18 protein-coding genes are annotated in these 19633 nt (G+C 38.7%); 8 read left to right on the forward strand and 10 right to left on the reverse strand.

Going from position 1 to position 19633, the window contains the following annotated elements:
• Positions 1 to 118: 118 nt before the first annotated feature.
• Together SFB89_RS00240 and purB are read right to left on the reverse strand one after the other, a co-directional pair.
• A complete protein-coding gene (locus SFB89_RS00240; protein ID WP_331774952.1) occupies positions 119 to 2485 on the reverse strand; it encodes a ribonucleoside-diphosphate reductase subunit alpha in 2367 nt (788 codons plus the stop codon).
• 17 nt (positions 2486 to 2502) lie between these two features.
• Positions 2503 to 3831, reverse strand: coding sequence for an adenylosuccinate lyase (gene purB, locus SFB89_RS00245; protein ID WP_331774953.1), 1329 nt, complete (start codon positions 3829 to 3831; stop codon positions 2503 to 2505).
• A gap of 158 nt (positions 3832 to 3989) precedes the next feature.
• On the opposite strand from purB, the gene SFB89_RS00250 reads away from it, so the two are divergent.
• Together SFB89_RS00250 and SFB89_RS00255 are read left to right on the forward strand one after the other, a co-directional pair.
• Entirely contained in the window at positions 3990 to 4886 is an 897-nt protein-coding gene (locus SFB89_RS00250) for an RluA family pseudouridine synthase (RefSeq protein ID WP_331774954.1), read from the forward strand.
• The gene (locus SFB89_RS00255) at positions 4879 to 5490 is read left to right on the forward strand and encodes a fumarylacetoacetate hydrolase family protein (RefSeq protein ID WP_331774955.1); all 612 of its coding nucleotides are present in this window, start codon (positions 4879 to 4881) and stop codon (positions 5488 to 5490) included. The genes SFB89_RS00250 and SFB89_RS00255 overlap by 8 nt, the downstream gene beginning before the upstream one ends.
• A gap of 125 nt (positions 5491 to 5615) precedes the next feature.
• Here SFB89_RS00255 and rlmN read toward each other — a convergent pair whose 3' ends face one another.
• The 4 genes from rlmN to SFB89_RS00275 are packed head-to-tail and all read right to left on the reverse strand — an operon-like array spanning position 5616 to position 8567.
• A complete protein-coding gene (gene rlmN / locus SFB89_RS00260; protein ID WP_331774956.1) occupies positions 5616 to 6692 on the reverse strand; it encodes a 23S rRNA (adenine(2503)-C(2))-methyltransferase RlmN in 1077 nt (358 codons plus the stop codon).
• A complete protein-coding gene (locus tag SFB89_RS00265; RefSeq protein ID WP_331774957.1) occupies positions 6685 to 7245 on the reverse strand; it encodes a phosphorylase family protein in 561 nt (186 codons plus the stop codon). Before SFB89_RS00265 ends, rlmN begins: the two co-directional genes overlap by 8 nt.
• The gene (hisF, locus tag SFB89_RS00270; protein WP_331774958.1) at positions 7242 to 8036 is read right to left on the reverse strand and encodes an imidazole glycerol phosphate synthase subunit HisF; all 795 of its coding nucleotides are present in this window, start codon (positions 8034 to 8036) and stop codon (positions 7242 to 7244) included. Before hisF ends, SFB89_RS00265 begins: the two co-directional genes overlap by 4 nt.
• A gap of 39 nt (positions 8037 to 8075) precedes the next feature.
• Positions 8076 to 8567: a methylated-DNA--[protein]-cysteine S-methyltransferase gene (locus SFB89_RS00275; RefSeq protein WP_331774959.1), complete on the reverse strand. Its 492-nt coding sequence runs from the start codon at positions 8565 to 8567 to the stop codon at positions 8076 to 8078.
• A gap of 154 nt (positions 8568 to 8721) precedes the next feature.
• Between SFB89_RS00275 and SFB89_RS00280 the strand changes: the two genes are divergently transcribed.
• Complete coding sequence (locus SFB89_RS00280; protein WP_331774960.1) at positions 8722 to 10014, forward strand: NAD(P)/FAD-dependent oxidoreductase; 1293 nt, start codon at positions 8722 to 8724, stop codon at positions 10012 to 10014.
• A gap of 17 nt (positions 10015 to 10031) precedes the next feature.
• On the opposite strand, the gene SFB89_RS00285 is transcribed toward SFB89_RS00280, so the two are convergent.
• On the reverse strand, positions 10032 to 11423 hold the full coding sequence (locus tag SFB89_RS00285; RefSeq protein ID WP_331774961.1) for a hypothetical protein: 1392 nt from the start codon (positions 11421 to 11423) through the stop codon (positions 10032 to 10034).
• Between the two features lie 170 nt (positions 11424 to 11593).
• Between SFB89_RS00285 and rsmA the strand changes: the two genes are divergently transcribed.
• The 5 genes from rsmA to SFB89_RS00310 are packed head-to-tail and all read left to right on the forward strand — an operon-like array spanning position 11594 to position 17317.
• The gene (gene rsmA, locus SFB89_RS00290; protein WP_331774962.1) at positions 11594 to 12442 is read left to right on the forward strand and encodes a 16S rRNA (adenine(1518)-N(6)/adenine(1519)-N(6))-dimethyltransferase RsmA; all 849 of its coding nucleotides are present in this window, start codon (positions 11594 to 11596) and stop codon (positions 12440 to 12442) included.
• Positions 12411 to 14375 (forward strand): ribonuclease J, encoded by a 1965-nt coding sequence (locus tag SFB89_RS00295; protein WP_331774963.1) that lies wholly within the window; start codon positions 12411 to 12413, stop codon positions 14373 to 14375. Before rsmA ends, SFB89_RS00295 begins: the two co-directional genes overlap by 32 nt.
• Positions 14376 to 14386: 11 nt before the next feature.
• The gene (locus SFB89_RS00300) at positions 14387 to 15349 is read left to right on the forward strand and encodes a KpsF/GutQ family sugar-phosphate isomerase (RefSeq protein ID WP_331774964.1); all 963 of its coding nucleotides are present in this window, start codon (positions 14387 to 14389) and stop codon (positions 15347 to 15349) included.
• Positions 15349 to 16131 (forward strand): pseudouridine synthase, encoded by a 783-nt coding sequence (locus SFB89_RS00305; RefSeq protein WP_331776023.1) that lies wholly within the window; start codon positions 15349 to 15351, stop codon positions 16129 to 16131. Before SFB89_RS00300 ends, SFB89_RS00305 begins: the two co-directional genes overlap by 1 nt.
• Positions 16124 to 17317 (forward strand): replication-associated recombination protein A, encoded by a 1194-nt coding sequence (locus SFB89_RS00310; protein ID WP_331776024.1) that lies wholly within the window; start codon positions 16124 to 16126, stop codon positions 17315 to 17317. The genes SFB89_RS00305 and SFB89_RS00310 overlap by 8 nt, the downstream gene beginning before the upstream one ends.
• 230 nt (positions 17318 to 17547) lie before the next feature.
• Here SFB89_RS00310 and SFB89_RS00315 read toward each other — a convergent pair whose 3' ends face one another.
• The 3 genes from SFB89_RS00315 to purM are packed head-to-tail and all read right to left on the reverse strand — an operon-like array spanning position 17548 to position 19597.
• Positions 17548 to 17796 (reverse strand): glutaredoxin family protein, encoded by a 249-nt coding sequence (locus SFB89_RS00315; protein ID WP_331774965.1) that lies wholly within the window; start codon positions 17794 to 17796, stop codon positions 17548 to 17550.
• Between the two features lie 14 nt (positions 17797 to 17810).
• The gene (locus SFB89_RS00320; protein ID WP_331774966.1) at positions 17811 to 18602 is read right to left on the reverse strand and encodes a YdcF family protein; all 792 of its coding nucleotides are present in this window, start codon (positions 18600 to 18602) and stop codon (positions 17811 to 17813) included.
• A complete protein-coding gene (gene purM / locus SFB89_RS00325) occupies positions 18602 to 19597 on the reverse strand; it encodes a phosphoribosylformylglycinamidine cyclo-ligase (RefSeq protein ID WP_331774967.1) in 996 nt (331 codons plus the stop codon). The genes SFB89_RS00320 and purM overlap by 1 nt, the downstream gene beginning before the upstream one ends.
• Positions 19598 to 19633: the final 36 nt, after the last annotated feature.

Genomic DNA, 19633 nt, shown 5'->3' on the forward strand with positions numbered 1-19633 from the left:
GGTATTTTTGCTTAATTTTGTGAGTGAAGATGAGAAATTTGTATCATGATAATACAAAAAAGGGATGATATAAGTGAGTATATCTCACTTATATCATGATAAAAACGGTGGGAAATGGTTATTGGCACCCTTCGCATTCGATACTTCTATCGGCAACATCAAGTTGACTTTCTGGAGATTGACTTCTGAGATAATATGTCGATTTTATACCCAGTTCCCATCCTAGCATATAGATGTCGTTTAGGTATTTTCCGCTCGCTTTATCTAAAGTAATAAAGATATTGAGACTTTGTCCTTGATCAATCCACTTTTGACGAATGGCTCCGGCTTTGATGAGTAGCCGTTGGTCCAACTCATATGCTGGAGTATAGTAATTCCACGTTTCTGGATTGAGTTTCGGCACGACGACGGGAATCATACCGGAGAGATTTTCTTCAAACCATTTTCTTTTGTACACGGGTTCGATGGTTTGTGTGGTACCCACAAGAATCGAAATAGAGCTGGTTGGCGCAATTGCCATGAGGTATCCATTTCTCATACCCGATTTCATGACTTGTGCGCGTAAACTTTCCCAATCACAGCTGTAGCCAAACAATCCTCCCCGATCTACTAATTTTTTAGCTTTTTCGTTGGCGGTATCTATAGGGAAAATTCCTCTGCTCCATTTTGAGCCTTCAAAATCTGGATACGCTCCTTTTTCGATAGCAAGATTGGATGAGGCTTTGATGACATTGTAGCTGATGAGCTCCATCACTTCATCAATCTTGGCAAAGTGGTCGTAACTTCCCCATTCTATTTGTTGTTCTGCTAACATTTGTGCTTCTCCCATGACGCCAAGACCGATGGAGCGGGATTGAAGGTTGGTGTGTTTTACCTTAGCATGAGGATAGAAATTGAGGTCTATCACGTTATCTAACATTCTGGTCGCAATTGGGATGACACGTTCAATATCTTCTTGGGTATTAATTTTGGAGAGATTGACGCTCGCAAGATTACATACGGCGGTCTTGCCTTCATTCATCTCTTTTTCTACAATAAAGACATTTTTCCCATCGATATTATCGAGGGCGGTGATTTTTTTGGCTTTCTTTTCAATATTGCCATTGATGATGACGGTATCCTCTTCTTCAAACGTCTCAAAGCTTCCATCATCAAAAACTACTTTGATTTTATAATGATTGGGCTCTGTATTTTGAAATATTTCCGTACATAGGTTTGAACTTCTGATAATTCCGGCGTGGTCATTTGGATTTGCTTTGTTTGCGTTATCTTTAAAGCATAAAAATGGACTACCACTTTCAAAATAGTTTAGAATGATTTTTTTCCATAACTCTTTGGCTCGAATGTGCTCTTTTGGGATGCTGTCATCCTGTTCGTACTCTAAATATTTTTTTTCAAATTCAGCGCCATAAAGTGATGGCAGGTCGCTAACGTTTGCGGGATCAAAAAGAGTCCATATCTCATCATTTTGGGCACGTTTCATAAACAAGTCATTGATCCAGAGTGCTGGAAAGAGATCATGAGCACGTCGTCGCTCTTCTCCTGAATTCTTTTTGAGATCCAAAAAGTCAGATATATCCATATGCCACGGTTCAATATATACAGCAATAGCTCCTTTTCTCGTTCCTAGCTGATCGACGGCAATAGCAATATCATTGGTGATTTTCAAAAATGGGATAATCCCTCCGGCTGCATTTTTATGCCCATCAATCATACCTCCCATAGAGCGTACAATATTCCAATCCCAGCCGATTCCACCACCAAATTTACTCAAAAGTGCCATCTCTTTATAGGAATCAAAAATACCTTCGATATTATCAGGGGTACTTCCGATATAGCAAGAGCTTAGTTGGTGTCTTGGTGTCCGTGCATTTGAAAGTGTTGGTGTGGCTAACATAACTTCGAATTTAGATATTAAGTCGTAGAATTTTTTAGCCCAATCTTGACAGTTTAGTTCATTTTGTGCCAAGAACATTGCGATAGCCATGAACATATGCTGTGGCAATTCTATTGGAGCACCTTTGGAATTTTTGATAAGATAACGATCATAAAGTGTTTTGATTCCCAGATAAGTAAATTGAAAATCGCGCTCTGGTTTAATATATTGGTCTAAATCATCTAAATCATATTTCTCTTTGAGGCCCAATAAAATACGCCCCTCTTTTTCGCCTCTTGCAAAGTAGTCTGCCAATTTACCATATCCTGTAAATTGATTGACCTTGTGATACAAGTCGTACAAAAACAGACGCGCGGCTACAAACGTCCAATTGGGTCTATCGATGTCAATTTTATCGACGGCCGTTTTGATGAGTGTTTTTTGTATCTCTTCGGTTGTAATCTTATCTCTAAATTGTATTTTTGCATCGACTTCTAGCTCACTTTGGCTCACGTTTTCTAAGCCTTCTATTGCGGAGAATGTGTATTTTTGTATTTTAGATATATCAAGGGGTTCAATTCTACCATTTCTTTTTTGTACTGTTAACATAAAGATTTCCTAATTTTTTATTTGAAAACTCGATCAAAAATTTTATCAACATTTTTGATGTAGTATGTGTAGTCAAAGCAGTCTCTAATCTCTGCTGGACTTAGTTTTTTCCTCAAATCCTCATCTGCCAAGAGATTTTGCATAAAGAGACTTTCGTCATGCTCATTGATGGCAGGTTTTCCTACTTGAAGATCTGCCCAAACCTTCATGGCGTTACGTTGTACAATTTTGTAAGCATCTTCGCGGCTGACGCCTTTTGCGGGAAGTTCTAATAAAACGCGTTGTGAAAACACCAATCCTCCGGTTAAATTTAGATTTTTCATCATATTTTGAGGATAAACGAGTAGTTTTTCAATCAAACCACTAAGGCGGTTGAGCATGAAATCAGTCGTAATAAATGCATCAGGAAGGGTAAATCTCTCAACAGAACTGTGGCTGATATCACGCTCATGCCAAAGGGCTACGTTTTCCATCGATGGCATGGCAAAGCTTCGGATTACCCTACACAATCCAGTGACATTTTCACTCAAGACTGGATTTCTTTTGTGCGGCATCGCGGAGCTTCCTTTTTGACCGGCACTAAAAAATTCTTCTGCTTCATAAACTTCTGTTCTTTGATAGTGTCGTATCGCTACGGCAATTTTTTCGCAGCTTGATGCTAAAAGAGCTAACGCATTCATGAGGTTTGCATAGCGGTCTCTTTGTATGACTTGATTGGATACCGGTGCGGGAGTTAGTCCAAGTTCTTTGCATACTATTTCTTCAAGCTCTATTGGAGAGTGTGCCATATTGCCCATCGCACCACTGATTTGCCCAACACTGATGACTTTGAGGCTATGTTGTAAGTTTTCCAAATTACGTTTGATCTCATCATGCCAAATCGCTAACACTAACCCAAAAGTAATAGGTTCTCCATGAATCCCATGACTTCGCCCTACCATGAGGGTTGTTTTGTGTTCTAACGCTCTTTTTTTAATGTTTGTCATGAGGACTTTAACATCTTCTATGATGAGTTCTAGTGAATCTTTCATCTGAAGTGCTACGGCAGTATCAATACAATCTGAACTGGTCATGCCATAATGCACCCACCTACTCTCTTCGCCCAGGCTGTTAGCGACACTAGTTAGAAAGGCAATGACATCATGCTTGGTTTTCTTTTCAATCTCATCAATTTCTTCCACTTTAAACTGTGCGTTATCAAGGATTTTCTTGCAATCTTCATCGTTGATTAGGCCCAGTTGATTCCAGCCTTTTACCGCTGCTTTTTCTACTCTCAGCCAAGCATCGTATTTTGCTTGAACTGTCCATTTTGTTTTCATCACGTCTCTGGAGTAACGCTCTACCATTGTGGCAATCCTTAATATAAATTTTGCTATTGTTTCATCTTTGATATGGCGTAATACGGTAGATACAGTTACTTTACAAGAAAGTAAAAATCTATCATAATTGCTTAATATTTATATATCTATTCTAACTAAAAGTTAGTTAAAAAAGGATAAATTTAGTGGGATTTGTCAGAAAGAAATTTTTTGTAGACGAAAAGATAAAGGCGTATCAGTTTTTGATTAATACGTTTCATTGTACAATGCGACAAGCTCAAAAGTGGATTGATAAAAAGAGAGTTTTTCTAAACAATGAGATCATGATGACAAAAAGCGCTGAAATTGCTGGCATGGTTGAAGTGATTGTCTTCGTGCCTAAGCCTAGAGGGTTGTTGCCAGTTTTTGAAACAGAAGATTTCGCCATTTTTGAAAAACCTAGTGGCGTGTTAATCCACCCCAATGGTTTTTCAGATGAATATAGTTTGAATGATGAGATTAAATATCTCTATGGTGAGAATGCCAATGTCGCACATCGGATTGATAAAGAGACAAGCGGATTAGTGTTGGTTTCAAAGCACAAAGAAGCCGAAGTCATTTTAAAGATGATGTTTGAGGCGCGGGAAATACAAAAAGAGTATGTCGCGATTGTTGAGGGGAAATTAGAACAAAATCTCATCATAGATGCGGATTTAAAGTCAAATCTTGATAGCTCCCCCATACGATTGAAATCTTTTGTTGTTTCATCAGGTCATCGCGCGATTACTCACGTATTCCCCTACTCTTATGATGCAAAGACAAATAGGACCTTAGTCAAGGTGAGACCTCTGACTGGTAGAACCCATCAAATCCGCGTGCATATGTTTCATGTGAAACACAGAATTGTTGGCGATCCGATATATGGTGTCGATGATGAGTTCGTGGAAGAGTATTTGTGTGGGACGCTAGACAAAAATGAGCGCAGAATACACAGTGGGGCTGAGAGATTGATGCTACATGCGCATCGATTAAGTTTTTACTATAAAGAGATTGAATACAATGTTAGTAGTAAAATAAAATTAGGAGGTTTTTTATATGAATAGTGTCATGTTGGAAGGCGTTTCTGTCTCCCCAAGTAAGGTTGTCTGTGTGGGTAGAAATTATGTTGCACATATTAAAGAATTAAACAATGAAATGCCAACATCTATGGTCTTGTTCATGAAGCCAAATAGCGCGATAAGCCATGAGTTGAATACTTTTGGTCGAGTTTTACATTATGAAGGAGAAATCTCATTTTTGATGGAATCTTCCAAAGTAAAAGCTGTTGGTTTTGGGTTGGATTTGACAGATAGAAAATTGCAAGGGGAATTAAAAAGCAAAGGACTTCCTTGGGAGCGTGCGAAAGCTTTTGATGGCGCTGGAGTTTTTAGTGATTTTGTGCCGATTCATGAAGAAGATATTGATAAATTGAGCTTAAAATTATATATAAATGATGGTTTAGTGCAAGAAGGAGGTGTGCCATTGATGATTTATCCACCTAAGGTTATCATTGAAGAGATTCGTTCTTTCTCCTCACTTGAAGATGGGGATATTGTGATGAGTGGGACGCCTAAAGGAGTCGGTGTAATCGGACAAGGAGATACATTTGTGGGTGAAATTTATCTTGGAGATGAGAAGATACTACGCAGTGCGTGGATTGCTAAATAAAATCTTGAATGACAACAAGTGAAGTCACTTGTTGTCCCATCGTCTAGTCGCTTAAAAATACTACTTTTATGATGCCAAATATAGCAGCAGCTACAAATACTAATAAAAATATTGCTTCACCTTTATCAACAATGCTCATTTTTTTCCTTTCTATCTTTTAATTGACCGCATGCCGCACTAATATCGAGTCCTTTTGACTCTCTAATGGTACAGAGTAAATTGTGTGCCAAGAGATACTCTTGGAAACGTTTTACTTTTTGAGGTTCAGGTCTTTGAAATTCACTGCCCTCATGGGGATTAAAAAATATGAGATTTACCTTTGATTTGATACCATTGAGTAATTTGACCAGTTTTTTGGCACTTTGAATATCATCATTGAGGTCTTTTATGACGAGGTATTCAAACATCACTCTTTTTCTTGCATCAATCGGAAAATTTTTAACCGCATTGATGATGGATTCGATGTTATAAGCTTTGTTGATTGGCATGAGCTGCTCTCGCAGGACATCATCTACCGCATGCAAAGAGATAGCCAGTAGGATGCCAAGGTCCATTTCTCCTAGTTTTTTTATTTGAGAACTGAGTCCACTTGTGGAGATGGTTTGTCTTCTAGGTGAAATAGAGAGTCCATCAGGGTCTGCAAATATAGTAACAGCTTTTTTAACATTAGTGAGGTTATCAAGGGGCTCACCCATGCCCATAAAGACAATGTTAACCCGTCTATTTTCTGCTATATTGTTATCTTTTTTTATCATGAGGACTTGTGATGTTATCTCTCCTGGTGTTAGATTTCTCAAAAATCCACTCTTCCCTGTCAGACAAAACGCACACCCTATTTTGCATCCTACTTGCGATGAGATACAGATGGTATATCGTGTATGTTGGGCTAAGGTACCATCTTCATGATGTTGTTCTTTTTTCATTGGTAACAAAACAGCTTCGACGGTTTTCCCATCTTTTAACGAAAACAGATATTTTTTGCTACCATCGGCACTCTCTTCTATTGCTGCTATTTGCAAAGGATGAAAATCATACGCTTCTGCTAGGTCTGCTCGCAAACTTTTGGGTATATTTTGCATCTCTTCAAAGCTATTGACATATTTTTTGTATATCCATTCATAGATTTGTTTGGCTCTAAAAGCGGGTTTTATCAACTCGCTGAGCTCACTCTTGGTGTAATCAAGTATATTGGTTTTATTCATATTGGCTCACTATTTTTTTGGTGTTTTCAATCAGTATTGATTTGGCTTTTTCGTGGTTTTTGATAAAATCTGTATGGGCATTGTTATCACAATAGTTTGTCACAACAAAAATACCCATCGCGGGAATATTGAACTTTTTTGCTACTGTTAGTATGGCATAAAACTCCATATTTTCAGCTTTTATGCCTAAATTTTCATATTTTATTCCTAATGGTTTGTTAGTGGTAATGTAGTTGCTCGAATTTATGATACAAGAAACACTGTTAGTTGTTTCACATGAAACATTTAAAGGAATTGATGCTATTTTATTTTGTATTGGTGTATAACAAGTGTTAGAAAAAAAACCGGTTTCGATATTGGTGGCCGTGTGAGATATGAGCAAATCAAAGGGTTTGCATGAGCCATAACTGCCGGCCGTACCAATAAAAATTAGGGATTTGGGTTTTTGTTCTAAAATGAGCTGAGTTAATGTGATACTGCTTTGTATGAGACCAATTCCTACAGGAGTAGCAATATCAAATAATTCATTGTGTCCCGCACTTAATATTTTCATATTCTAACAGGAATCTTTTCATGTTGAAGATAATTTTTGAGATCCATAATCTCAATTTCTTTGTAGTGAAAAATCGAAGCCGCTAAAGCGGCATCAGCACCATTTAAAAAGGCATCTTTAATGTGTTGCATCGTCCCTGCCCCTCCGCTTGCAATAATCGGAATATCGACCAAGTCATTCATTTTCTTTGTGAGTTCAAGATCATATCCATCTTTGGAACCATCGCAATCCATTGAGGTTAAGAGAATCTCTCCGGCCCCTCTTCTCTCTACTTCTTTAGCCCATTGCAGTGCATCAATACCTGTATTGATACGACCCCCATTGATATAAACATTCCATGAATCTTTGTCTCTTTTAGCATCTATGGCGACAACAATGCATTGAGAACCAAATCGCTTGGATGCTGCATCAATAAAATCAGGGTTGTGAATAGCATGAGAATTGACACTGACTTTATCACATCCTACTTTTAGTAATTTGTAGATATCATTGAGTGTTCGGATACCCCCACCTACGGTGAGTGGAATAAAAACTTCTTTGGCAACCTTTTCTACGATATCAACGATAGTATCGCGCTCTTCATGACTGGCTGTAATATCTAAAAAGGTGATTTCATCAGCCCCTTCTTCATTGTAGCGTTTGGCGACTTCCACAGGGTCTCCAGCATCTTGTAGTCCGACAAAATTGACCCCTTTTACCACTCTACCATCTTTGACATCGAGACAAGGGATAATACGCTTTGCAAATGTTGAAAGGGGAGCTTCTATATTATTTTCCTGAAAATTTTCCATTCTTTTCTCCTGGACAAATTTTATCTAAAAGTAGAAAAATTATCGCTGAATTGTTTGATTTTCTAAATCTAAGAGATATTTTTTTATTTCTAAACCACTGGCATAGCCTGTGAGTTTACCCCCCGTCCCAATGACACGATGGCATGGAATGATAATGGGAATCGGATTGGCGCCATTTGCCCCACCAATAGCTCTGATAGCTTTAGGCTTACCGATGGATAAGGCTTGCGTCTTATAGCTGATTGTGTTCCCGTAGGGTATCTTTATGAGGGCATCCCAAGCAGCTTTTTGAAATGGCGTGCCCTGTGGCAAGAGTGGAATATCAAATGTGGTGCGCTTGCCCTCAAAATATTCATGGAGTTGATGTTGTGTTTGCACTAAAATAGTATTGTCTTCTTGGAGGGGATTATCAAATTGTAGATTCATCTCCTCCTTGGTGCTTTTGATCAACAAGGCTAAGAGATGTGTTGCATTGGCAATAGCATAAATAGTCCCAATAGGTGATTGAATTGCTTTATAATACTTTTTCATGTTATTTTCTTTATATTATTTATTTGTGATTATACACAAAAAATATAAATATCTGAAGCATTAATGATACTAGGTATCATTATTAAAAAAAGAAGGAGATGATTGATGTCGATATTTTAAAAATTAGAAGGAAATTTTGGTTATAATTTGCATTATGAAAACAGTAACATTAAAATCAAATTATGATGTGATTATTGTAGGTTCTGGACCAGCAGGTTTGGGGGCGGCTTTTAAGATAGCAGAAAATTCCGAGCAATCGGTGTTACTGCTAGAAAAGAAAAAAATAAGCTCCGGTGGACTTCGTAATGATTGCAAACAAAATTATACTTATCCCGTAGGATTCCCTCTGGAGCACTGGAAAAAAGAAGATGCCGATGCCTTGATGGAGGAAGTGAAAGAACACTTAAATCCTACGATTGAAAGACGAGAAAATATCGACAAATACGTCAAAAGAGCGCAAAAGATTGATGTGGAAATATTGATGATTGACCAAGCACATGTCGGCACTGATAAATCTTCGAAACTCATCAGTGACTTACTTCAAAAACTCCGAACACTTCAAGTAGATGTCGTTTTGGAAACAGAAGTACAAGCATTGTCAAAAACGTCCAAAAAAATCATTCTTAGCGATGGTAGGCACATTGGATTTAATAATATTATCTTAGCACCCGGACGGGCTGATTATGATTGGATGCAAGAACAGATGGACCATATTGGTGTTGCATACAACGATAATATCGTAGATATCGGCATTAGAATTGAGATGAAAGAAGAAAATTATCCGATTGTCAAAGAGTATTATGATCCTAAAATCCTATTTCCCAATAAAGTGCGGACGTTTTGCACTAATTCCGGATGCGCTCATGTTGTCCGTGAAAAGTATAAAGGATACTATTCGGTCAATGGACACTCTTTATCAAAAGAAAATGAGAGAAATAACCTTGTAAATTTTGCAGTCCTAAAGACCATTCGTCTCACAGAACCCGTAGTCAGCGGACAGCAATTTGGTAAAATCTTGGGGGAAATGGTGATGCAACTCAGTGGCGGTTCTGTGATTATGCAGCGCGTGGGTGATTTTAGATTGGGCTCTCGTAGTAAGGTTGAAACGTTTAATAATGATTTATATGACTTTAAACCAACGCTTAAAAGTGCCGTAGCCGCAGACTTATCTCTGAGTATGCCTGCAAAGATATTGCGTGATATATGGAAATCACTCAAGATGCTAGATACTATTGTCCCAGGTGTTTTACATCCCTCAAATATCATCTATTATCCAGAGATTAAAACCTACTCAAATAAGCCACATTTTTTAGATGAAAATTTTAAAGTAAAAGAGGGGTATTATATCATCGGAGATGGGGCTGGGACGAGTCGTGGTATTACAGCAGCGTGGGCCTCAGGTATCCGAGCGGCTCAGGGTATCTTAGCAGTCAAGCCCAAGAAGTAAGCAATGTTTTGATGCCCTCAGCGTGTTGTGCCCCGTCCAAATTTGTACAACACGCCGATATTGAGATACGTGTCATTTAGGTTGCCGTTGAGGGCTTTGATTTGTCCGGCTCCCAAAAAGAAATTTTTGAATTCTACCCCGGCTTCTGCCTTGGCAATCAATCCCCCTCCTACATCGACACTTCCTCCTCCTGCGGCACCAACAGAAAGCTTGATAAAGGGTGAAATAGTACTATTATAAATGTATCCTGCGTTGAGCATCCCCGTGGCATATCCACCAGAATTACCGCTATAAGCACTTGATGCGGTAATTCCGACAAAGATGTTGTGACTGAGGAGATAATCAAGATCAAAAGCCAGATTATCTAAAGGTGTGGTATCAGAATTTTTGCGTATAGTAGCACTGCTGAGGTAGCGCTCGTTGTAAATTTTAAGTTTAAAATGAGAGATATCGATATTTCCGCCAGTATAATGATTTCCTGCTGTGACGAGATTAAATCTTTTTTCATATCCAAAAGAGAGATAATAGGCCTTGAAAGTATCTTGAAACGTACCGTAATAACCACCTTGGAGTTTAAAATTATGAAATTGTGTGGCAAGCCCTATTTTATAAGCCATGCCACCAGCAGTATTGACACTTCCCCCGCCTGCCGCACCCAGTGATGCTTTTAGTTGTAGGGGTCCCATTTGCTTCCCCATACCGAAAAAATACTCCGCATACCCATCACTACTGCCGTTGATTGCGCCACCGGCTTCCATAAAATAAAGATATGAGTTGTCAATCTGCCCAATCTCTGCGCCGATAAGATTGAATGATTCTTGTTTGGTTTGATGCGTGTTGTTAGAAGAGCGTGGGAAATATCTCAACACAAAAGGTGCAAAATAGACATGTTTCAAATCATAGCTCAGGTTTTCTGGTTTTTTAAAGAGGTAAATATCTTTGAAATTATAAGCCAATTGTAGTGCGACTTGGTTAGATTTTATTTTGCCATCTGGAAACTCAATATGGTTAACATTGAGCCCCAAATCAAAAGCTCCCATCCTATAAGAGATGCCCGTGTGTGCTTTTATCATGAAGCCACTTCCCTGAGGAGCTGCTCCGCCCCCTCCTCCGCCTAAGAAGAAACCACTATCCCAGATGAATTTATGAAATTTGTATTGATATCCCCCAGATAAACCACTGACAAAAAATCCTCCCCGTTTCCCTGATACTGCAGAATATACACTTGCGCCTGTGTAGATACAATTGCCATAATAGTTGCAAAAATTAAATAAATAACTTGTTTCAAAAAGTCCTAAATCTTCGTTATCTAGATGGAGGTTTTGATAACTTGTCCTAAAGCTATTTTGGGTTGTTTGGGCATATGTCACACTAAGAAGACCCATCATGATAACTAAAAATTTTTTCAAAAAAGCTCCTACTCGCTTAAAATTATAGAGGGAAAGATTTTAACATAAAAAATTAAAATTAACGTTACGAGAAGGAGGTATCATGAGGGGAATGTTTGTAAATATCTATTAATAATACTAATATAAGCAAAATAAAGATAAAATGAAGTAAATTTAAAGGTGGTTTAATATTGATAGAGGCTAAAAAAAGGTTTGGTCAAAATTTTTTGAAAGATAGCACCGTATTAAACAAGATCATCCAATCGATGTCCAACACTAACCGAAACGTGGTTGAAATTGGACCTGGCTTAGGTGATTTGACGCAAGAGTTATTAAGAGAAAAATCCTTGATAGCATATGAGGTCGATAAAGACTTATGCGTTCATTTGAGAAAAAAATTTCACAAAGAGATAGAAGAAAATAGGCTAAAATTAGTAGAGGCTGATGTCTTAGAGTGCTTTGAAAAAGGCTCATTAGAAGACCAGCCGTATGACTTGGTTGCAAATTTACCATATTATATTGCAACCAAGATAATACTAGAAGCATTAGAAGATCCCATGTGCCAATCTTTGCTTGTCATGATACAAAAAGAGGTCGCACTAAAATTTTCAGCTAAGCCCAATACGAAGGAATTCAGCTCTTTATCGATACTTTCTCAAAGTATAGCAAAAGTAACAATATTATTTGATGTGGATCAGAGCTCATTTGAGCCTCCTCCCAAAGTAATCTCGTCTATTATAAGCATAAAAAAGAATAAAGAATTTTATCAAAAACAAGACTCTTTATTTGACAGTATTTCAGATTTTAAGCAATTTAAAAGATATCTAAGAGTGGCCTTTGCAAGTCCTCGGAAAACTTGGATTAAGAATATATCTGCTGTTTATGATAAAACGAAAGCTTTAGATTTGTTGGAAGAGTATAATATTCCGGCAAATTTTAGACCTCATCAACTCTGTGTTAACGATCATCTTAATTTATTTAGGGAACTCCTAAAAATTAAGGTAAATAATGGAAAAGAAGACAACAAACACGCCCAATGAAGTAAGCGAAAAACAACAGGCTCCTGCAAAAAAACACAATGCAGGGCAAACCCAACCTGCCGCAAAACGCAATACGACAGGTCAAACACAACAAAATCACAAAAAAAGATCCAACCCCAATCGCAATGCACGATCTTCAAAAAGTGCCAAAAATCAGCCTAGTGTGATAGGTGGCAATGACAAATGGCAACTTGATATCAAAAAATCAATAGATCTCAATCATAAAATGCACAAAGAGCGACTTGAGCGATTTCATCATTTTGATTTGAATACAAAGGCGAAAGTCAAAATCACACCATTAGGTGGATTGGGTGAGATTGGTGGAAATATCACGGTGATTGAGACAGATATGAGTGCTATTATCGTGGATGTAGGGATGAGTTTCCCAAGCGAAGATATGCATGGTGTAGATATTTTAATACCCGATTTTACCTATTTGCGACAAATTCGTAAAAAGATCAAAGGGGTAGTGATTACTCATGCTCATGAAGATCATATTGGTGCTGTGCCGTATCTTTTTAAAGAGATGCAATTTCCAATCTATGCCACACCTCTGCCACTGGGTATGATATCCAATAAATTTGAAGAGCATGGACTGAAAGAGTACCGAAAATATTTCAGACCAATTCAAAAAAGACAAAAGATCAAAATCGGAGATATTCAAGTCGAATGGATGCATATTACCCACTCTATTATCGATGCCTCTTCTTTGGCGATTACTACAGAAGCAGGTACCATCATCCATACCGGAGATTTCAAGATTGATCATACGCCAATTGATGGGTATCCTACGGATCTTCATCGTTTTGCTGCCTATGGTGAAAAAGGCGTGCTTTGCTTGCTCAGTGATAGTACTAATTCCCATAAAGAAGGGATTACTAGAAGTGAAAATACCGTCGGCAAAACGTTTGATTATATATTCTCAAAAGCCAAGGGACGGGTGATTATGTCCACGTTCTCTTCAAATATCCATAGAGTGTATCAAGCGATTGAATATGGTATCAAACATGGAAGAAAAGTGTGTGTCATCGGAAGATCAATGGAACGCAACCTCTTTACGGCGATTGATTTTGGCTATATTAACTTAGAAAAAAGTATTTTTATTGATCCTCATGAAGTCAATAAACACCCAGATAAGAGTGTTTTGATTGTCACAACAGGGAGTCAAGGTGAGACAATGGCCGCGCTTTATAGAATGGCGACAGATGAACATCGCCATATCAAGATTAAGCCAAGTGACCAGATTATCATCTCAGCTAAAGCCATTCCTGGCAATGAGGCCAGCGTCTCAAAAGTGCTAAACTTTTTGATTAAAAGTGGGGCAAGTGTTGCTTATCAGGATTTTAGTGAGATTCATGTCAGTGGTCACGCCGCACAAGAAGAACAAAAACTGATGTTGCGTTTGGTGAAACCAAAATTTTTCTTACCGGTTCATGGTGAATATAATCATATTGCCAAACATCGTGATACCGCAATAAGCTGTGGCGTTTCATCTAAAAATATATTATTAATGAGCGATGGCGATCAAATCGAAGTGTGTCCAAAATACATGAAAAAGGTCAAGACGGTCAAAACGGGTAAAGTCTTTGTTGATAATCAATTAAACGAAAAAATAGCCAATGATGTCGTGATGGATCGACAAAAGATGGCCGATTCTGGTTTGGTGATGATTATCGCACAGGTGGATGGAAAAGAGTTTAAATTGAGCAGTAGACCAAAAGTAGCCAGTTATGGATTGGTTTCGGATAAAGATGATAGAAAATTTTCACTCGAGATGGAAGGGGTGATTGACCAGTTTACTATCAATGCTAAAAAAGAACTTTTTGAAAATAAAAGAGCACTTGAGAATGAGTTACGACAAGTAGTGAGAAAACATATTTATAGAAAAATGAAAAAATATCCTACAATCGTTCCGACCATATTTGTAATGTAAGGCAGAGTATCATGAACTTTATAGAGATTGCACAAGATGTCTTGAAATTGGAAGCAAAAGAGTTGTTAGATGCCGCCGTCAAAATTGATGCGGAGATGGAAAAAGCGGTCGAGCTAATTAGTCATATTAAAGGCAAACTCATCGTAACCGGTGTGGGTAAAAGTGGGTTGATTGGCGCGAAAATCGCTGCAACATTTGCCAGTACTGGAACCAGCAGCTTTTTTATTCATCCTACTGAGGCTTTGCATGGTGATTTGGGAATGATTGATAAAAATGATGCGGTATTGGCGATTAGTTACAGTGGTGAGAGTGATGAATTGATCAAAATATTGCCGCATGTCAAACGATTTGATGTCCCTTTAATCGCTATGGCACGAACAAAAAATTCTTCTTTAGGCAAATATGGTGATATATTTTTGTCCATCGATGTCTCTAAAGAGGCGTGTCCTCTTGGGGCTGCCCCTACTACGTCTACTACATTGACTTTAGCGATGGGAGATGCCCTTGCGGTGTGTCTCATGAAGAAGAAAAATTTTCAAAAAGAAGATTTCGCATCGTTTCATCCCGGGGGTAGTTTAGGCAAGCAACTTTTTATTAAAGTCAAAGATTTGATGAAAAAGGATGAACTCCCTATTGTCAATGCCAAAACCAGTCTCAAAGAGGCTATTGTCGTGATGAGTGAGGGACGATTGGGTAATGTCATGATTGTTGATGACCAACAACGCCTACTTGCTATATTGAGTGATGGGGATTTAAGACGGGCATTGATGCGTGATGATTTTTCGATTGAAGCCCTCGCCCTCTCGTATGCAACCAAAAATCCAAAAACACTCCAAGGGGACAATTTACTAGCTAGTGATGCGCTTGCCCTTGTTGAGTCGTATAAAATTCAATTGCTCGCGATTGTCGATGATGACAATAGACTCATCGGGACCTTACATATTCATGACCTTATCGAAGCAGGTATCAAATGATGAAGCCTATCCGACTCAATAAAATGATATCCCACAATACGAAGTATTCCAGGAGAGAGGCGGACAAACTGATACAAGAAGGTGCGGTGAGTGTTGATGGTGTTGTTGTCACAGACTTGTCAACAAAAGTGACCTTTGATAATAAAATCAAACTCAAAGGCAGAAGTCTCTACCAAAAAACCAAATACTCAGTGATTGTCTATCATAAACAAAAAGGCGAATTGGTGAGTAAAAAAGATGATAGAGGAAGAAAAACGATTTATGATACCCTCCCCTCAAAATTTGCACACTTTATGAGCGTAGGACGATTGGATTTTACCAGTGAGGGGTTATTGCTGCTCAGTGATGCTCCTGATATCGTCTCTGCGTTGATGCATGGAGATTTAGAGCGTATCTATTATGTCAAGATTAAAGGCCCGGTTACTGAGCACATGCAAACGGCCATGAAAGAAGGATTATTTCTCGAAGATGCCAGCAAGGGCGGTCATGAGATGAGTAAAGTGCATTCGATGGAGTTTGCCCCATTTGTGGGGTATCGTATCATAAAAAACACCCCAACCTACTCTACCATCAAAGTCGTTATCAATGAAGGGAAAAACCGAGAATTACGACGTTTCTTTGGATATTTTGATGCCGAAGTTGTTGGATTAAAAAGAGTGAGTTATGGCAAGATAGACCTTGATGCCCTCAAACCGGGAAAACACCGATTTTTAACGGCTAGTGAATATGATAATCTCAGGGATTATTTGGCCTATTCCAAAAGTGAAAAGCGTGATCAATAACTTTTCTTTAGCATATCGTCCCTCTCATATAGAAGAGATGTGTGGACAGCAGCATCTCTGTGCTCCTGATGCGCCATTTCGAAAACTGTTGGAAAAAAAGAGTCTGTCCCATTCTATATTTTTTGGTCCCGCAGGCGTGGGAAAAACAACGCTAGCAAAGATTGTTGCCAAGAGTATGGAACTCCCCTTTTTTGAGTTGGATGCGACCAATTTCAAGCTGGAAGATATTCGGAAAATTTTGGCAAATCATCGCAATGCTTTATTGAAGCCTTTGATTTTTATTGATGAGGTACACCGCCTTTCAAAAACACAACAAGAAGCCCTACTTCTGCCTATGGAAAATCACGAGGCTATTATCATCGGGGCTTCTACTGAAAACCCCTATTTTACATTGACCAGTGGTATCCGGTCGCGATCTTCTTTGTTTGAATTTTTCTCTCTGGAAGCGAAGGATTTAGAACGCGTATTGGAGATGATTCATCAAAAGATTGATTTTGAAATCAAACCCGATGCCAAAGCCTATTTGATTGATTCATCTGCTGGAGATGTGCGTTCTATGCTGAATCTATTAGAATTCGCTCTCAAAGTGGATAGGTGTGTGGATCTAAAAACCCTAAAAGCGCTCCGACCTAATGCCCTCAAAGATGGTGTGAGTTCGAGTAATACCCATTATGACCTTATTAGCGCTATGATTAAGAGTGTCAGAGGCAGTGATGTGGATGCGAGTATTTACTATCTCGCCCGCTTGATTGATGGCGGAGAAAGTGCTGATTTTATCGCAAGGCGTTTGGTGATATTGGCCAGTGAAGATATTGGAAATGCCAATCCTAATGCGCTCAATCTTGCCAATAGTTGCTTGCAAAGTGTGAGTAAAATCGGTTTCCCTGAAGCCCGGATTATTTTGGCGCAAACCATTGTCTATCTTGCTGCTTCTCCAAAATCAAACAGTGCCTATTTGGCGATTAATCAAGCTTTGGATTATGTAAAAAATGAAAAAAGGCTGGAGGTTCCCAAGCACTTGACAAAACTAGGCTCCAAAGCATATCAATATCCTCATGATTTTGGCGGATGGGTCGCACAATCTTATCTACCCAAGCCACTACATTTTTATGAAACATCAGGGATAGGGTTTGAAAAAACATTACAAGAATGGCTTGAAAAAATTAAGCAAAATAAGAAAAAATAGCAATTTTTGGTAGCAAAAAGAGTCCGTTTTAAAACTTCGAAGCGCGAGATGGTATCTGTTTTGTTATCGACGTCATGAGTGTGATTATAAGACGATGTAGCATCATCTTGATACTCAGGTCTCTTTTGTGGGGGTTCGTTCAAAAAAAAGGTGCTAGCATACTTTAGCGGCGCACCTTTTTATTTATCAAAATATCACAAGAGCAGAATATCTCTTGTATCATGATAGCGTTATTTTTTTAATTCTTGATCGATCTTTGCTTTATCAAATCCACAGATCCAACGCGATCCGATCAATAAAACCGGTACTCCGGTGCAGCCATGTCGTTTGCAATCTTTGGCGGCATCGGGGTCTTTACTGATATCGATTGTTTTAAATTTAATCTCTTTCTTTTTAAGATATTGTTTTGCGGTGCTGCACCAGCTACATCCTGGAGCTGTAAAAATGACAACACGTTTTTGTTTTTTAATTTCTGCCATTAGTAGGTCCTCCTTTATATTTCATTTCTCAGTGCGAGACTTAAGATTCCAAAGTATTCATGCAGGGCAAGATAACTGTGTCTCAATGCGCTCATATTCGGAAAATAATCCCAAACAGTTCTAGGGGAATCTCCTATTTTGATATCTGTGGCTGCTGGAATCACGCGAAAGCCAACATGGTGATACAGTATCATCGCGCGCCTCATGTGATAAGCCGAAGTCACCAGATAAATCAGTGGTTTCTGAATACCGGCTTTATCAAAGATTGCTTTGGAGAAGCGTGCATTTTGCATCGTATCGAGACTTTTATCTTCAACACTAACATTAAAATATCCTGGAATAAGCCTATCTGAGATTGGAATGGTAAGATCAAGAGAGTGATTCAATTCTTGGACACTTTGTAAAAAAGCTTTTGATTCGCTATTGTTGTGGTCCAATCCGCCCCCACTAAAGAGTAAGGGGAGATTTTGTGCTTTAGCAAGAGACAGCCCCCACAGTGCTCTTTTAAAAGCATCAGTGCCGAGTGGAAAATTAGTACTATTGCTCACACTTCCCCCAGCAAGTACGACAACCGCATCGATGTTTTTTGCTTTCATGGGTGCCTTATTGTACGGAGCTTCTAAGGATTTCAACATCGCATCAGCGACAAAGGAATTGCTTAACAAATAGAAGGTTAATGCCAATGATAAAAGAAGCGTTTGAAATCTTTTAGCATACCATGCTGCTACAAAGAGTGCGATGATAAAGATGCCCGGTGGCAACAAAAGATAGGTGAAAAGCTTGGAGAAAATATAGATGATTGACATTAGATAATCTTCGCTTCTTTTGGCCCCTCTTGTAACTCTCCGATGACATAACCATCACTATTTTGCAATATAAAATCAACATTTTTAGGATCAACGACTAAAATCATGCCAACCCCCATATTAAAGGTGCGGTACATTTCAGCCTCTTCTATATGTTGCGACATAAGCTCAAATATAGGCAAGAGTTTAATCTTATCTTTGTGTACGATAGCCTGTAGATTTTCTGGCAAAACCCGTGGAAGGTTCTCCACAATACCACCGCCGGTGATGTGCGCAAGGGCATTGATTTTATCTTTTAGCTTTTTAAAGAGTTTGACATAAATACGGGTTGGTTCTAAAAGGATATCAATCAGTGGTTTGCCATCAACTAAAGTATCAAAATGATAGTCAAGTTTTTCAAAAAACAGTTTTCTTACAAGAGAAAAACCGTTTGAGTGAATACCCGAACTTGGTAGGGCGATTAAGATATCACCGCTTTTTACATGAGGAAGTCTGTTGAGTTCATCTTTCTCTGCCATACCCACAGCAAATCCGGCAAGATCAAAATCTTTTGGTGTATACATCCCTGGCATTTCAGCTGTTTCACCACCAATGAGCGCAGATTCTGATTGGATGCACCCTTGAGAAATACCCGCTACCACTGCGGTGGATTCTTCGATATTTAATTGACTCGTAGCATAATAGTCCAAAAAGAACATCGGGGTACCAAAGTTGCAGATGAGATCATTCACACACATGGCAACGAGGTCGATGCCAACCGTATCAAATTTCCCTGAGTCTATGGCGAGTTTTAATTTTGTTCCGACGCCATCGGTAGCTCCGAGCAAGACAGGTTTTTTATATCCTGTTGGCAATTCGTATGCCCCTGCAAATGAACCGATTCCGCCCAAAACATTGCGATCAAACGTGGCTTTTACCAAAGGTTTGATATTTTCTACAAATGCCGCTCCGGCATCAATATCGACTCCGGCCTCTTTATAGCTGATGGTACTCATGTGAATCCTCATGTTATATTTTAAATAATTTTAGCA

Source organism: Sulfurospirillum sp. 1612 (assembly GCF_036556685.1).
GTDB lineage: Bacteria > Campylobacterota > Campylobacteria > Campylobacterales > Sulfurospirillaceae > JAADIZ01.